The 14,410-nt window shown below is 63.0% G+C and carries 16 protein-coding genes and 2 pseudogenes; 9 read left to right on the forward strand and 9 right to left on the reverse strand.

Going from position 1 to position 14,410, the window contains the following annotated elements; genetic code table 11:
* Nucleotides 1-635: pseudogene (locus tag OC450_RS04505) on the forward strand (DNA-binding response regulator); the annotation flags it as partial.
* Nucleotides 636-685: 50 nt separating this feature from the next.
* Nucleotides 686-804, forward strand: a pseudogene (locus OC450_RS04510) (sulfite exporter TauE/SafE family protein); the annotation flags it as partial.
* 597 nt (nt 805-1,401) lie between these two features.
* Here OC450_RS04510 and OC450_RS04515 read toward each other — a convergent pair.
* Entirely contained in the window at nt 1,402-2,874 is a 1,473-nt protein-coding gene (locus tag OC450_RS04515) for a winged helix-turn-helix domain-containing protein (RefSeq protein ID WP_410050493.1), read from the reverse strand.
* Between the two features lie 192 nt (nt 2,875-3,066).
* On the opposite strand from OC450_RS04515, the gene OC450_RS04520 reads away from it, so the two are divergent.
* A complete protein-coding gene (locus OC450_RS04520; RefSeq protein ID WP_262047265.1) occupies nt 3,067-3,528 on the forward strand; it encodes a cupin domain-containing protein in 462 nt (153 codons plus the stop codon).
* A 52-nt stretch (nt 3,529-3,580) separates the two neighbouring features.
* Here OC450_RS04520 and OC450_RS04525 read toward each other — a convergent pair whose 3' ends face one another.
* Together OC450_RS04525 and OC450_RS04530 are read right to left on the reverse strand one after the other, a co-directional pair.
* Nucleotides 3,581-3,826 carry a DUF3551 domain-containing protein gene (locus OC450_RS04525; protein WP_315986373.1) on the reverse strand — a complete coding sequence of 82 codons (246 nt, stop codon included), beginning with the start codon at nt 3,824-3,826 and terminating at the stop codon, nt 3,581-3,583.
* Nucleotides 3,827-4,059: 233 nt separating this feature from the next.
* The gene (locus OC450_RS04530; RefSeq protein WP_211386827.1) at nt 4,060-4,416 is read right to left on the reverse strand and encodes a hypothetical protein; all 357 of its coding nucleotides are present in this window, start codon (nt 4,414-4,416) and stop codon (nt 4,060-4,062) included.
* A gap of 218 nt (nt 4,417-4,634) precedes the next feature.
* On the opposite strand from OC450_RS04530, the gene OC450_RS04535 reads away from it, so the two are divergent.
* Together OC450_RS04535 and OC450_RS04540 are read left to right on the forward strand one after the other, a co-directional pair.
* Nucleotides 4,635-4,970 (forward strand): hypothetical protein, encoded by a 336-nt coding sequence (locus OC450_RS04535; protein ID WP_211386826.1) that lies wholly within the window; start codon nt 4,635-4,637, stop codon nt 4,968-4,970.
* Between the two features lie 196 nt (nt 4,971-5,166).
* Nucleotides 5,167-5,343, forward strand: coding sequence for a hypothetical protein (locus OC450_RS04540; protein WP_211386825.1), 177 nt, complete (start codon nt 5,167-5,169; stop codon nt 5,341-5,343).
* Between the two features lie 218 nt (nt 5,344-5,561).
* Here OC450_RS04540 and OC450_RS04545 read toward each other — a convergent pair whose 3' ends face one another.
* The 6 genes from OC450_RS04545 to OC450_RS04570 form a co-directional block, all read right to left on the reverse strand.
* Entirely contained in the window at nt 5,562-5,774 is a 213-nt protein-coding gene (locus tag OC450_RS04545) for a DUF2158 domain-containing protein (RefSeq protein WP_211386824.1), read from the reverse strand.
* A gap of 366 nt (nt 5,775-6,140) precedes the next feature.
* The gene (locus tag OC450_RS04550) at nt 6,141-6,899 is read right to left on the reverse strand and encodes an HAD family hydrolase (protein WP_256807917.1); all 759 of its coding nucleotides are present in this window, start codon (nt 6,897-6,899) and stop codon (nt 6,141-6,143) included.
* A complete protein-coding gene (gene hemF / locus OC450_RS04555) occupies nt 6,890-7,777 on the reverse strand; it encodes an oxygen-dependent coproporphyrinogen oxidase (RefSeq protein ID WP_262047267.1) in 888 nt (295 codons plus the stop codon). Before hemF ends, OC450_RS04550 begins: the two co-directional genes overlap by 10 nt.
* 8 nt (nt 7,778-7,785) lie before the next feature.
* Nucleotides 7,786-8,160 carry a 6-pyruvoyl trahydropterin synthase family protein gene (locus OC450_RS04560; RefSeq protein WP_211386834.1) on the reverse strand — a complete coding sequence of 125 codons (375 nt, stop codon included), beginning with the start codon at nt 8,158-8,160 and terminating at the stop codon, nt 7,786-7,788.
* Between the two features lie 17 nt (nt 8,161-8,177).
* Complete coding sequence (gene queE, locus OC450_RS04565; protein ID WP_211386822.1) at nt 8,178-8,810, reverse strand: 7-carboxy-7-deazaguanine synthase; 633 nt, start codon at nt 8,808-8,810, stop codon at nt 8,178-8,180.
* Complete coding sequence (locus OC450_RS04570; RefSeq protein ID WP_256807918.1) at nt 8,807-9,301, reverse strand: tRNA (cytidine(34)-2'-O)-methyltransferase; 495 nt, start codon at nt 9,299-9,301, stop codon at nt 8,807-8,809. The genes queE and OC450_RS04570 overlap by 4 nt, the downstream gene beginning before the upstream one ends.
* Nucleotides 9,302-9,590: 289 nt before the next feature.
* Between OC450_RS04570 and petA the strand changes: the two genes are divergently transcribed.
* The 4 genes from petA (at nt 9,591) to OC450_RS04590 (ending at nt 14,341) form a co-directional block, all read left to right on the forward strand.
* The gene (gene petA, locus OC450_RS04575; protein WP_128924114.1) at nt 9,591-10,121 is read left to right on the forward strand and encodes a ubiquinol-cytochrome c reductase iron-sulfur subunit; all 531 of its coding nucleotides are present in this window, start codon (nt 9,591-9,593) and stop codon (nt 10,119-10,121) included.
* Nucleotides 10,122-10,182: 61 nt separating this feature from the next.
* Nucleotides 10,183-12,246, forward strand: a complete 2,064-nt coding sequence (gene fbcH, locus OC450_RS04580) for a cytochrome b/c1 (RefSeq protein ID WP_262047268.1) — start codon at nt 10,183-10,185, stop codon at nt 12,244-12,246.
* A 149-nt stretch (nt 12,247-12,395) separates the two neighbouring features.
* Entirely contained in the window at nt 12,396-13,070 is a 675-nt protein-coding gene (locus OC450_RS04585) for a dienelactone hydrolase family protein (RefSeq protein WP_262047269.1), read from the forward strand.
* A gap of 137 nt (nt 13,071-13,207) precedes the next feature.
* Complete coding sequence (locus OC450_RS04590; RefSeq protein ID WP_262047270.1) at nt 13,208-14,341, forward strand: DMP19 family protein; 1,134 nt, start codon at nt 13,208-13,210, stop codon at nt 14,339-14,341.
* The last annotated feature ends 69 nt before the right edge of the window (nt 14,342-14,410 follow it).

A 14,410-nucleotide genomic window follows, 5' to 3' on the forward strand; every position in this document is an offset into this window, starting at 1 on the left:
AAGGCGCCGAGAACCAAGCTGCGGCTTCGGACGCTGCGAGCGTGTCAGCGGCAGTGCAGGCGACAGAGCCGGCCGTCGTGGCGCACGGCAATTCGGGGCACGATTTATCCTCGACCTCAGCAAACGCATCGGAAGCAGCCGAGATCGTCCAACCGAGCGTCGCAACGGCCGACAGCGCGGGCCACGGTAACTCGGAGCACGCTTCGGAGCCAGGGTCTGCAAAGGCTGCAGCCACGGAGTCGGCTGAAGCTGATTCCGCACCGGGCAACGGCGTCGGCAAGGGCACCGAGAACCACGCTGCGGCTTCGGACACTGCGAGCGTGTCAGCGGCAGTGCAGACCACAGAGCCGGCCGTCGTGGCGCACGGCAATTCGGGGCACGATTTACCCTCGACCTCAGCAAACGCCGCGGATCAAGAACTGGTATTCCGCTTCGATAGCGAGGTAACTCCCTCCACTCCCGTCGCGGTAGCTGAGCCTGAAGAGCTGAATCATCCGCACGTTCCGCCCGGTCAGGAGAACCTCGAGGTCATCGTCAATATACTCCCCAATGCACTGGACGGACACGCGGCCGACCACGGCAATAGCGGTCTGCATCATGTCGTTATAGCTACGCCTCATGACTTGCTGATTTGAACTGTTGCATTGTCATTGACCGGAAATGGCAATTGTCAGTGACAATGCGCGCGTTCCTGGCAAAAGCTTTCGTCGGGCGAATGCCGGTGCATGTTCACTCCGCGATCCTCGACGTCGCCATGTCACCGGCGGGCTGGCGATAATCTCGGTGGCGGCGAGGCAACTCATCGCCTGGATGAGCCGGCTCCAATCGGAATTCGTGCCCCGGCCGCGGAGCGTCAACGCACCTGACAGATCGCCCCGAGGTCTTCTCTCGAAGGTATCGCCGACGAGATGTTGGTGATTTGCCGGCTACGGGCGTTCATGGGCTGAATACACTGTGGAGAAAGCGCTCCTTTTCGCCCGGCGCGTAACCCTGCGAAGCGCCAAAATACGGTTCACTTTGGCCTTGGTCGGGTGCGGGCCCGTAGTGTATCGGCGGCGCGGATTGTGCGTAGGCCGAACTCCAGGCGGGGTCCGAGGCGGGACGAACAACAACATGCGACCGGTGCGAATGGTGCACCGTGGCCGCGTTCGCAGCGCCCGCGAGGCTAATCAAAAGGCTCAACGCCAAAATAGAACGCATTGCTTCTTCTCCAATCGAGAGCCGCCCCCTGCCTAGATAGGAAACAGGTCACGTCGCTCCAGCGATGAGCGGGTTCACGATTGGTCACATCGTTGGCATCACGCGCGCGGGGTCCCATGCCAACCTTTGGCTGTCATCCCCTGGCTATTGGCGGATCGACCGGATTTTGCCTCCAAGCGGTCATCGCATTCCCACTTCACGTTACTCCGGGAGCCCGGCCGTCTTCAGCGCATCGCCAAGAGTTTCCGCAAGCGCCGGGGCACAGTTCACGCCCGCGAACTGGCGGCTGTAGCGAAAGGTCGGTTGAAGTTCGAGCACCCGCTCCGCGGCCGCCCTCGCTTCATCCAGCCGTCCGAGTTTGGCAAGCGCAGCGGCCAGTTGGACATAGGTGATGCTGTGTGCGGGATTGGCCTGAACGGACTTGTAGGCGGCGCGACAGGCCTCTTCGTAGCGGCCGCGCAGCAAATGACTCATCGCCTGCGCGTCGAATGCGGCGAAAGCCCACGGGTCGAACGGGCTGAGCCGCATGCCTCGCTCGCTCCACTCGATGGCGCGCTCGGGTTCTCCGCTCCATCCGAGAATGACGCTGCCGAGGATGTAGGTCAGCGCCGAGGAGGGGCTGACGGCAAGCGCGGCTTCGAATGCGGTGAAAGCCGCGTCGCGATCATGCCCATCCATGCCGATTGAAAAACCCGCAAGCGCCAGCGCAGTCGCGTCGTCCTGGCCGTGAAGGATCGCCGAACGGGCATGTCGGATCGAAGCGGCACGATTCGTCTCCCGCAAGCCGACGCGAAGGAAGAGGCAATGGTGGCACATCGCCGCGTTGCCATGTGCCAGCGCGTAGGTGGAATCGAGTTCAATGGCACGTTCGAGCAGCACGAGCGCTCGAGACACCTGCTCTGGCATCCCGGAATCGACGTCGAGCTGGGCCCGCAGAACGAGATCGTAGGCATCCAGGCTGTCGGGGCGCTTCCGCTTGACCCTGTCGATTTCGGCACGGCGCAAGCTCGGCGCAATCGCGCCCACCGCCGAGAGCGCAATCTCATCCTGGAGTGCGAAAATATCGTCGGAGCTGCGGTCGTAGCGCTCGGCCCATACATGAGCGCCGGTCGAGGCGTCGATCATCTGGCCCGTCACGCGCACGCTGCCTTCGGCCTTGCGCACGCTGCCTTCGAGAACGTAGCGCACGCCGAGCTCGCGGCCGACCTGCTTCACGTCCACGGCACGGTCCCTGTAGGTCAAGGTCGAGTTTCGCGCAATGACGAACAACCACTTGATGCGGGCCAGGCCGGTGATGATGTCTTCGACCATCCCGTCGGCGAAGTAGTCCTGCTGGGGATCGCCGCTCAAGTTCGAAAACGGCAGAACCGCGACGGACGGCTTGTCGGGCAACGTCGGTGCGTACGCCGCACGGGCGGCAGGTGACGCATCCGGACCATGGGTGGCGACGGGCGGTCCGACATAGCGATAGCCGCGGCGCGGCAGCGTTTCGATCCAGCTATCGGCCTTCTCGTCGGCGAGCACCCGGCGGAGGGCGGCGATCTGCACCGTGAGATTGTTGTCGGCAACGGCCAGTCCGCCCCAGCCGGCCTCGACCAGCGCATCCTTGGAAACCGGTACGCCCGCGTTCTCCAGCAGCAGCCGCAGCAGCGCGACGGCGCGCTGCCCGAGCATGGTGGGCCTGGCCCCATGGTAGAGAATGCCCGCCTCCGGGTCGAGGCGGAACGGGCCGAACTGGTAGAGATCCGCCGTTGCCATTCGATGCTTTTAGCAAATTTTTGGGAACTGTTTCACGACTTCCGACACAGATGGGCGATGTTGCTTCAGTGCCCGTGGGAGCACGCACCTGGACGATGGAGGAATGTCATGAGCGCCGATGCTGTCATTCGTATGCCTGACGAGAAGAAGGGCGTCATGCTCCGTGGTCATCCCATGGTTTTCCTCGTCACTGGCGAGGATACCAAATACACGAGCATGTTCGACTGGACGATCCCGGCGGGCTTCGCCACCGGGCTGCATGTTCATCGGGTGCATGAGGAGACCTTCTATCTACTCGAGGGGGAGTGTGAGTGGCATGTTGGCGACAAGACGCTGCGCGCAAGCCCGGGGACCTATTTGTTCATCCCGCCGGGGGTCCCTCACAACATCACCAATGTCAGTGACAAACCGGCCCGCGTGCTGATGACCGTCTCCCCGCCCGGCCACGAGCACTATTTCCAACAGCTTGCGAAACTCGCGGCGCAGGGTGCGCCGGATCCAGGGGTTCTCTCCGACCTCCGCGACCGTTACGACACCGATCAGTTGTCGACTTTGACAACACGGGCGTAAGCCTTGGTCGCTTGAGTTCGGCCGTGCTCAGCGCGTCGCGGCGTTCGTGTGATCAGCGCGCCCGGGGCGGAGCCGGCGGTCTGAACCTCACGCGCGGGTTCACAGCGCAAGAGGTGTTCCACCGCCCGGATGCCGAGGCCATGCACTGTTCTCGGGTCTCATACATGCACTCGCCGGAAGCGCCGAGCTCTCCGCCAAAGACGCACCAGGGGTAGTCGCGCTCGGCGTGTGCCGCGGGAGCAAGCCCCGCCACCATGAAGGCAACCAGCACGGCGATTCGCATGAGATACTCCATCATGTCAGCCGAACGGCGCCGGAAAAAGCTGGCGCCTGGAAAAGGGAGCCGGTCGCTGAATGGCTAGCGAATTGCTGCCCCAACGGCAAGCACCAATCCGGCATTGCGCGATATCGTTCCTATCGTATTGCAGAAGTTTGTCATCAGCTCCTGGGAGGTCCGAGTGACCCGAAGCGGGCATACGGCTTGCCCCGCCTTCCCGCGTCGTTCGGTTGCCGCTGCCTGTTCTATCACTGCTATTCAATCGTTGCGTTCACCGTCATGACCGATCTGCCCGAGCCGTACGGACCTTTTCCTTCGCCATATATGGCAAAGGTGTCGTTGCCCCTGTATCCGGATGTCGCCGTGTATCTGAACGTCGTTACGTTAAGCTGCCTCAGCGTCCCGTGTGCAGGCTTGCGGGAAACGCCCGAGCTATTCATCACGCCTGGAATTCGCATCGGGAAATTGCACGTTTCGCCCGTCTTGACCGCGACGTAGGCAGTCATGTCGACACCGAACGCTGATGGATGGCCTGTGACCCGGCAGTCAGAGACGGCAAAAGCCGAAACCGGCGTAAAGCTCAGCGCAGCCGCTATGACCCGCAACCACATGTGACTCTCCCGTCCGGGTGACATCGCCAGCAGTTGACTTCGAAGCGGTTGGACAACAATTGATTTGAATCAACATGCCGACCTGCGTCGGCGAAACGGTCGGAGGACGAATCGGCTTGGTTCCGCCCGTGGGCTCGTCGCGTCGGTGAAGAATTACGGCGAGAGTGCCGCGTCATTGCGGGGCGGTTGTTTCAGGGTTGCAGCCGTGAGAGCAGACGTTGTCGATCCTGATCGCGACGTCGCTGATCTATGCGCATCCGTTCAAGTTCGCCTTCTGCTTTGGTTGTCTCCTGGTTCTGGCGCTTCATCTCGATAATCAGCGCCTCTTGCTCTGCGAGTCGCCGTTCTCCTTCGACGACATCGCGCTCTATCTGGCTCAGCTCATCGTATATCGCAGTCGTGTACATCACGATCCTCGTGCGGCGGTGCCGCGCACGCTGGAGAGCATATTCCGCCCCTTGCTGGACCTCGACCAGGCCCGCGCGGTGCGGCCTTGTCCGGAGTGCGAGGCGCATGACTTTCAACTCAGCGAGCTTCTTGAACGTTCCTGTTGATGCCATTTTTTCCCGAGCTTTGATCGAGAGGCTATCTTGGTGACCGGAACTATCTTGGCACTATCTTGACGAAAGCGGCCCGCCTGACACGGCGACAGCCGTCACTGCCCCGGAACGAACCTCGTCAACCGAACGGACCCGTTGCTGACGACCTGTACAACGCGTACCGTCGCCGATGCCGATGCAAGGAACCCCAATGACTGATCGAGAAAAGATTCTAATTGCCCTGCGCGAAAAGCCTCTGAAGACTTTCGAAATCATGAAGCGTGTGAACATAAAAAATCAAGACGACTGTCAATCGCTCCTGCTGAAGATGCGTGACGACGGCGCCGTGAAGTTCGATATTCACAAGGGGCATTGGCGCGTTGCGTGACGACGTTCGCTTCGTCGCCAGCGGCCGGTGGAAATGCTTCCAGTTCCTTTCAGTGGAGAGAACGACTGGCTGTCTCCGGGCCGTATTTTCCTTCGGCGGTAACTTCCGTGGGGGGTGGCCGATGTCCGCTATCGCGCCGTTCTCGGCGGATAAGCGGACATCGCGCGTCGGAGGTAGTACTCCGTTTCGATCCAATCAGGACGCGGCGTTAGGCGTGCCTACTCCTCGTCTTCATCGTCCTCGTCTTCATCCTCGTCGTCTTCGTCCAGTTCTTCCAGTCGCTCGAGCACGGCGAGCGGCAGCGTCTCGCGAAACAAGTCGCCTTCGACGCCCATCCAGAGGCAGATGACGTCGTCGCCTTTGACGTCCGCGACGGTCAGCGGCTGGCCGCCGGATTTCAGCATGACGATATCGCCGGCTTTCAGTTCCATGGATGGTCCTTTCGGGTTGATTGACTTAAGAAGCTAGCAGGCCGGCATGACACGCCGATCACGGATCGCCGGATCAGTCGATGTGCTGCGGCAGCGCGCATCCGCCACCAGACTGCTGAAACGCCGATGATGGAGCCTCAGGCCGGGAGCGGGACCATGACGGAGACAAGGTACCTGCTCGATGGGTTGCGCAGGGGCTTTTCCGTCCCATGCGCCGCGATGATGGCATCATGCGCCTGTTTTGCCCGACGGGTCAAATGATTTCGCAAAATCCGCAATCTGCCGCGTTTGCGGCAAGCCGTTGATTTTGCAGCAGCCGGCTACTGTGCATGGGGTTGTTTTCGAAATTGTTTCTTCGCGCACCAGTTAGAGCCGGTCCGGCACCAGCTCGGTCAGCGAGCGGATGATGCGGTCGGGCTTGACGGTCGAGCCTTCGGGCAGGCCGTCGCCGTGCACGTCGATCCAGATCGAGTAGATGCCGAGGCGCTGCGGCGTCACGACCTCCCACTCCAGATTGTCGCCGATCATCCAGGTGTCCTGGGCGGTGACGCCGAGCGCCTCCATCGCGTGCAGATAGGCGCGCTCCTCGGGCTTGCCGAAACCGTGCTCGCCCTCGATCTGGATGTGATGGAAGCGGTGCGCCAGCTCGAAGCGCTCGACCTTGGCGCGCTGGGTGTCGGCGGCGCCGTTGGTCACCAGCGCGAGCTTGATGCCGAGCGCCTTCAATTGGTCGATCGCCTCATGCGCGCCGGGGAAGACGAACATCTCCTCCTCACGATAGGTGGTGAAGCGGTCGGCGAGGCGAATGGCGAGGTCGTCGGGCAGGGCGCGGTGGCCGGCCGCCGCGAGCGCGGCGAAGCCGCCCTTGACGGTGATGTGCCGGGCCTCGGCAAGCTTCAGCCGCCACGCAGCTTCCGCATTGGCCCAGAAGTTTCGCGCGAAGGCCAGCACCGCGGTGGCGACCTGATGCGGCGGCAGCGGCGCGAGCTCCTCGGCGAACTCGGCCGTGATCGTATTCCACGCGATCTCGGGCCGGCCATAGGCCGACAGGATGGTGTCGTCCATGTCGATCAGCATGGCGCGCGGCAGCGGCGTCATGGCGGGCTTCATCGCGGTCATGGCCATTTCACCTCCGGCGGCAGCGACGACAGGATCGAATCGACATTGCCGCCGGTCTTGAGCCCGAAGATGGTGCCGCGGTCGTAGAGCAGGTTGAATTCGACATAGCGTCCGCGCCGGACCAGTTGCTCCTCGCGGTCATCAGCGGTCCAGGCGCTCGCGAAATTGCGCCGCACGATCTCGGGGTAGATCTTCCGGAAAGCACGGCCGACGTCCTGGGTGAAAGCGAGGTCGGCGTCCCAGTCGCCGCTGTCGTGCCAGTCGTAGAAGATGCCGCCGATGCCGCGCGCCTCTTTGCGGTGCGGCAGATGGAAATACTCGTCGCACCATTTTTTGTACTTGTCGTAATCGGCGATGCCGTTCGGTTGCGCGCAGGCCTGTTTCATCGCGGCGTGGAAGGCGATGCTGTCGGCGTCGTCCTGCGTGCGCCGGCGGTCGAGCACCGGCGTCAGATCGGCGCCGCCGCCGAACCATGCTTTCGTGGTGACGACGAAGCGCGTGTTCATGTGCACGGCGGGGACGTGCGGATTGCGCAAGTGGGCGATCAGTGAGATGCCGGAGGCCCAGAACCTCGGGTCTTCCGCCGCGCCCGGAATCTGCGCGCGAAACTCGGGCGCGAACTCGCCGTGCACCGTCGAGCAATGCACGCCGACCTTCTCGAACAGGCGGCCATGCATCATCGACATCACACCGCCGCCGCCGGCCGCGCCGGTGTGATCGGTGCGCTGCCAGGGTGTCCGCAGGAAGCGGCCGGCCTTGCCCGGATAAAGGCTTTGCGGCGCGTCATCCTCCAGCCGCTCGAAGCTCGCGCAGATGTCGTCGCGCAAGGCTTCGAACCATGTTCGTGCGCGGCTCTTGCGGTCTTCGATCAAATTGGGGTCCATTGCAGATGTCATCGCGTCAACCCTTGCGGACCGTAATAGCTGCAGCTCTCGTTGCAACTGTCGCGATGGATGCTGACTCGGGTGAGCTTGCCGATATGGGCCAGCCGCTCCCAGACGAAGCGCGACAGATTCTCCAGCGTCGGCGTGCCCAGCGCCTCGATCTTGTTGAGGTACTTGTGGTCGAGCGTCAGCCTGACGTCCTCGATCGCGCGCTGGACGAGACCGAGATCGACCACCATCCCGGTTTTGGGATCGGGCGTGCCGCGCACCGTCACCTCGGCGCGGAAGGAGTGGCCGTGGATCTCTTCGCTGGCGGCGCCGAACGTCGTTCCCGACAGTGAGTGCGCCGCCTCGAAGCGGAACGATTTCGTCAATTCCCACATCTGTTCGAAAACCAATCCTATCTGATGCCGAGCGATTTATGCGTCTGCACGCTCAGCCGCCATTGCGGATGATTGAGGCAGTAATCGATCGCGCGCGCGGTGTTCTCGGTGACCTCCGGTCCGTCCATCGGCTGCAGCGAGAAGCGCTCGAAGGCGAGATCCTCGAAAGTCTCCGGCGCGGCGAGGGCCTGCGGATAGACCAGCTTCAGCTCGTGGCCGCGCCGGATCACCAGATCGCTGCCGCCCTTGGGGCTGACGCAGATCCAGTCGAGCCCCGCGGGCGGGGCGATCGTGCCATTGGTCTCGACGCCGATCTCGAAGCCATTGGCGTGGAGTGCGTCGATCAGCGCGTCGTCGACCTGGAGCAGCGGCTCGCCGCCGGTGAGCACCACGTAGCGGTTGGCGGTGGAGGCCGTCCATTGCGCGGCGATGGTGTCGGCAAGTTCCACGGCCGAGGCATAGCGCCCGCCGAGCGTTCCGTCGGTGCCGACGAAATCCGTATCGCAGAATTTGCAGGTGGCATCCATACGGTCGGCCTCGCGCCCGCTCCAGAGATTGCAGCCGGCAAAACGGCAAAACACCGACGCGCGCCCGGCATGGGCGCCTTCGCCTTGCAGGGTCAGGAAGATTTCCTTGACCGCGTAACTCAACCGTCTCTCCTCAATCCTGTGGGCCCTTCCTGTGGGCCCTTGGGGTTCCGGAGCTGCCGCAGCGCTTCGCCGGCGGCCATGGCCGCGGACATTGCGACATTGAGCGACCGCAGCCCGGCCGTGATCGGGATCACCAGCCGCGCATCGGCGGCCTCGACCACCGCGTCGGTGACGCCGGCGCTCTCGCGCCCGAATAGCAGGATGTCCGCCGTCTGGTAACGGAAATCGCGATAGTCGGTGGCCCCTTTGGTGGTGAACAGCAGCAGGCGGCAGCCCTGGGCCGCACGCCACGCCTCGAATTTCGACCAGGAATCGTGGCGGGTGATGCTGACCTGATCGAGGTAATCCATTCCCGCCCGGCGGAAATGCCGGTCGGAGACCGGGAAGCCTGCCGGTTCGATGATATGGGCGGCCACGCCCAGACAGGCACAGAGCCTGAGAATCGTGCCGGTGTTCTGGGGGATGTCGGGTTGGAAAAGCGCTATCTGCATGGGCTGTGCTTAGGCTGTATCGGGGTCGGTGCGGGCCGGAAATGTCTCAATAAAACATCGCTAGCGCGGGAATTCGTGCATTGCACGCTTCCCCGCCGTTAGCGGGCTTGCGCTCGCCCGGCAAGGGTGCCAATAGAACGATTCTGGACTGCTGTTTTCGCCTTGTTTTGGCGGGGACGAGTGAAGTTCTGCCGCCGCGGGGGGCCGCGGGCGCCGGCAGGCTGTTCTGGGGACCTTGGGGGCTCCCGGAGCGGTTCCGCCGGCAGCATAAGAAGAAAGGGTTGGAATCGTGACGACAGCGTCTTCGGCGGACCATCCGACACGCCGTGATTTCTTATTCGTTGCAACGGGGGCGGCTGCAGCAGTAGGGGGCGCAGCTGCGCTCTGGCCCTTCATCTCCCAGATGAATCCTGATGCGTCGACCATCGCCGCCGGTGCGCCGATCGAGGTCGATCTCAGCCCGGTCGCCGAGGGACAGGACATCAAGGTGTTCTGGCGCGGCAAGCCGATCTACATCAGCCACCGCACCAAGAAGCAGATCGACGAGGCGCGCGCCGTCAACGTGGCGAGCCTGCCCGATCCGCAGACCGACGAGGCTCGGGTCAAGTCCGGCCATGAGCAATGGCTGGTCGTGATCGGCATCTGCACCCATCTCGGCTGCATCCCGATCGCTCATGAGGGCAATTACGACGGGTTCTTCTGCCCCTGTCATGGTTCGCAGTACGATTCGTCCGGCCGCATCCGCCAGGGGCCCGCGCCCGCGAACCTGCCGGTGCCGCCGTACCAGTTCGTTTCCGACACCAAAATCCAGATCGGCTGAGCTTCGGACCGCCGTCCGAAGCTTCGCGCCGTCTCGCCGTACATTTCCTCAGGATCGCATCATGAGCGGACCATCCGACTACCAGCCGAGCAATCCGGCCCTGCAATGGATCGAGCGGCGTCTGCCGATCCTCGGCCTCATGCACTCCTCTTTCGTCGTCTACCCCACCCCGCGCAATCTGAACTACTGGTGGACGTTCGGCGCCATCCTCTCCTTCATGCTGGGGATGCAGATCCTGACCGGCGTGATCCTGGCGATGCACTACACGCCGCATGCCGATCTCGCCTTCAAGTCGGTCGAGCTTCTGGTCCGTGACGTCAATTACGGCTGGCTGCTGCGCAACATGCACGCCTGCGGCGCGTCGATGTTCTTCTTCGCGGTCTACGTCCACATGCTGCGCGGCCTCTATTACGGCTCCTACAAGGAGCCGCGCGAGGTGCTGTGGATCCTCGGCGTCATCATCTACCTCTTGATGATGGCGACCGGCTTCATGGGCTACGTGCTGCCGTGGGGCCAGATGAGCTTCTGGGGCGCCACCGTCATCACCAACCTGTTCTCCGCCATTCCCTATGTCGGCGAGAGCATCGTGACGCTGCTGTGGGGCGGCTATTCGGTCGGCAATCCGACGCTGAACCGCTTCTTCTCGCTGCACTATCTGCTGCCGTTCCTGATCGCGGGCGTTGTCGTGCTGCACGTCTGGGCGCTGCATGTCGCCGGCCAGAACAATCCTGACGGCGTCGAGCCGAAGACGGAAAAGGACACGGTCCCGTTCACGCCCCACGCGACCATCAAGGACGGCTTCGGCGTCGCCTGCTTCCTGCTGCTCTATGCCTGGTTCATCTTCTACATGCCGAACTATCTCGGCGACGCCGACAACTACATTCCGGCGAACCCGGGCGTGACGCCGCCGCACATCGTGCCGGAATGGTATTACCTGCCGTTCTACGCGATCCTGCGCTCGATCCCGAACAAGCTCGCGGGCGTGATCGGGATGTTCTCGGCGATCATCATCCTGTGCTTCCTGCCCTGGCTCGATGCCGCCAAGACCAAATCGTCGAAGTACCGGCCGCTGGCAAAACAGTTCTTCTGGATCTTCGTCGCGGTCTGCATCCTGCTCGGCTATCTCGGCGCGCAGCCGCCGGAAGGCATCTACGTGATCGCCGGCCGGGTCCTGACGGTCTGCTACTTCGCCTACTTCCTGATCGTGCTGCCGCTGCTCGCGCGCATCGAGAAGCCGCGGCCGGTGCCGAATTCGATCTCGGAGGCGATCCTCGCCAAGAGCGGCAAGGCGGTGGCCTCCGTCGCCATCGCGCTCGTCGCCGCCGGTGCGCTGTTCCTCGGCAGCCTGCAGGATGCGCGCGCCTCCGAAGGCAGCGACAAGCCGCCGGGCAACAAATGGTCGTTTGCCGGTCCCTTCGGCAAGTACGATCGCGGCGCATTGCAGCGCGGCCTGAAGGTCTACAAGGAAGTCTGTTCCAACTGCCACGGCCTGTCCTACGTCGCCTTCCGCAATCTCGCGGAAGCCGGCGGCCCCGGCTATTCGGTGGCGCAGGCTGCGGCCTTCGCCTCCGACTACAAGGTCAAGGATGGTCCGAACGATGCCGGCGACATGTTCGAGCGCGCGGGCCGGCCGGCCGACTATTTCCCCTCGCCGTTCCCGAACGAGCAGGCCGCGCGTGCGGCGAACGGCGGCGCGGCGCCGCCGGATCTGTCGCTGATCACCAAGGCGCGGTCCTACGGCCGCGGCTTCCCGATGTTCATCTTCGACTTCTTCACCCAGTATCAGGAGCAGGGCCCGGACTACGTCTCGGCTGTGCTCCAGGGGTTTGAGGACAAGGTGCCGGAAGGCGTGACCATCCCGGAGGGCTCCTACTACAACAAGTACTTCCCGGGCCACGCCATCAAGATGCCGAAGCCGCTCAGCGACGGCCAGGTGACCTATGACGACGGCTCGCCGACCACGATCGCGCAATATTCCAAGGACGTCACCACGTTCCTGATGTGGACCGCCGAGCCGCACATGGAAGCGCGCAAGCGCATGGGCTTCCAGGTGTTCATTTTCCTGATCATCTTCGCCGGCCTGATGTACTTCACCAAGAAGAAGGTCTGGGCCGACTCCCACTGAGGGGCCGGAGGCGAGACGAGAATGAAGAGGCCCCCGCAAGGGGGCTTTTTTGTTGCACACGCGCGTGTGTTGTCTGGCGCGATTGCCTATCGCGCTCGCAGCGGCCAAAATGCCGCCAACCGCTCCCCAGAAACTCGTCGGAGGACACCATGGGAACCGCCATCACCTTCAAGCGCCCGGACGGCAAGGACGCCTCGGGCTATCTTGCCAACGCCGCGCGCGGCAATGCGCCGGGCGTGGTCGTGATCCAGGAATGGTGGGGCCTGTCGGACCAGATCAAGGGCCTCTGCGATCGCTTCGCGCTGGCCGGTTTCGATGCGCTCGCGCCCGATCTCTACAAGGGCAAGGTGGTGCCGTATCACGACACGGACGCGGCCGGCAAGGAAATGAACTCGCTCGACTTCATGGATGCCACCACGCAGACCGTGCGCGGCGCCACGCAATATCTGTCGCGCAACGGTGCCAAGGTCGGGCTGACAGGCTTCTGCCTCGGCGGCGCCGTCACCATCATCGGCTCGGTGCATGTGCCGGAGCTCTCGGCTGGCGTCGTGTTCTACGGCATCCCGCCGGAGCAGGCGGCCAAGCCGGCCGACGTCAAGATCCCGCTCCAGGCCCACTTCGCCAACAAGGACGATTGGTGCACGCCGGAATTGGTCAACGGTTTCGAAAAGGCCATGAAGGCCGCCGGCAAGTCGCTCGAGCTGTTCCGCTATGACGCCGAGCACGCCTTCGTCAACGAGCAGCGCCAGGCCGTGCACGACCGCGAAGCCGCCGAGCTCGCCTGGGGCAGGGCGACGGAGTTTTTCCGGAAGCATCTGGGATAGGGGCTGCGGGGCGCGCGTCGGTCATCAACGCTCTTGCCGCGTCGCTATTGAAACGAGCCTGATGCAATTATAGGCTGTAGTCGCGTGGCGTGTCGCCATGGCGACTGTGGGGGTGGTTGATGATTGTAGAGGGACGCTTGACGACGGTTGTCGTGCCTCGCAAGGCGCTGGAAGCGGCTCTGGACCCCGCGGAGGCCAAATATCTGACTGGCGCTGTGGTCGACTACGTCAACGAAATTCAACGTGTCGGCGTTTACTCGGGACGTGAGCTACCGGCCGTGGCTATACAAGCCTATCACGCGGACTTTTATCTCGCTCAGGTCAACAATGGCGGTCACAGTCAGTTCATCGGCAACACGGGCATCGCGATGCTGCAGACGACATCCGGCGATGCGGTCGCTGGATTGAAGGCCATGGGAGCGAGCGCGCAACACCAGATATTGCAGGAGATGATCGCGTGGGTGGAGGCACACCCCGGCGAGGCTGCGCTACAAAACGGTTTCGAAAATCGCGCTGCGGAACTCAACGCGCTTGACACTCGCTTCTATGAGGCCGAGCGACTTAAGCCGATGACGCCACTCGCGGCCCGATGGATCGCGAACTGGCCCGAATTGCGCGCCGTAGCAAAGGAGCAATACGCCTCCGAAATCGAGCGGCTTGCGCAGCTCAATCCGCATCTGTCGCAACGCCGGATCTGGCTGGGTGTTCGCCAGATCAGCTACCAGATGACCGACCGCCTGGAGCTGACCGTCGCCGCGGCGTGTGGGGCCGTGATGCCTGACCCGGAACTCAATCTCATGATTCTTCCGGGATTCGACATGGATGTGGAGGGAGAGCCATGCAGGGCCTTCGGCATTAAGACCAACAAGGGCTCGCGGCTATGCGTCTTTGACGAGGCGGGTGGACGACTTTATGAACTTGCCACGCGCAGTCCGCTAGTGGGCGCGCGGCTGTCAACTGTGGGGGCTGACACAATCCGGAATTTCTCGAGAATCGCCGAGCAAAACTTTGCGGCCGAAGCGATCGATCTGCTGTTGCGGAAGTCAGGTCTGGATCCGGCGGCGATGATCACGGCATTGAACGTGAGCGACGACCGGGCGGCATGGTATGCGGTCACAGGGAATACCTGCGTTTTGATTGAAACCTTGAGCGACCGCGCCAACATGATTGGATCTGACGGCAAGGCCGCGCTCATAGTGACGCGAGCCGAAATCGAACGACATGCCGCCGAGGCGGCTGTGGGGCGCGACAGCCTGCAGATCCGGGCATAATCCGCAACGCGGTCAGCGCCATTTTGGTGATCGAGGCGGTCTGGCCACCCTTGACGCCATCCCCGGGCC

The organism is Bradyrhizobium sp. Bra78 (genome assembly GCF_024519855.1).
Lineage (GTDB): Bacteria > Pseudomonadota > Alphaproteobacteria > Rhizobiales > Xanthobacteraceae > Bradyrhizobium > Bradyrhizobium japonicum_G.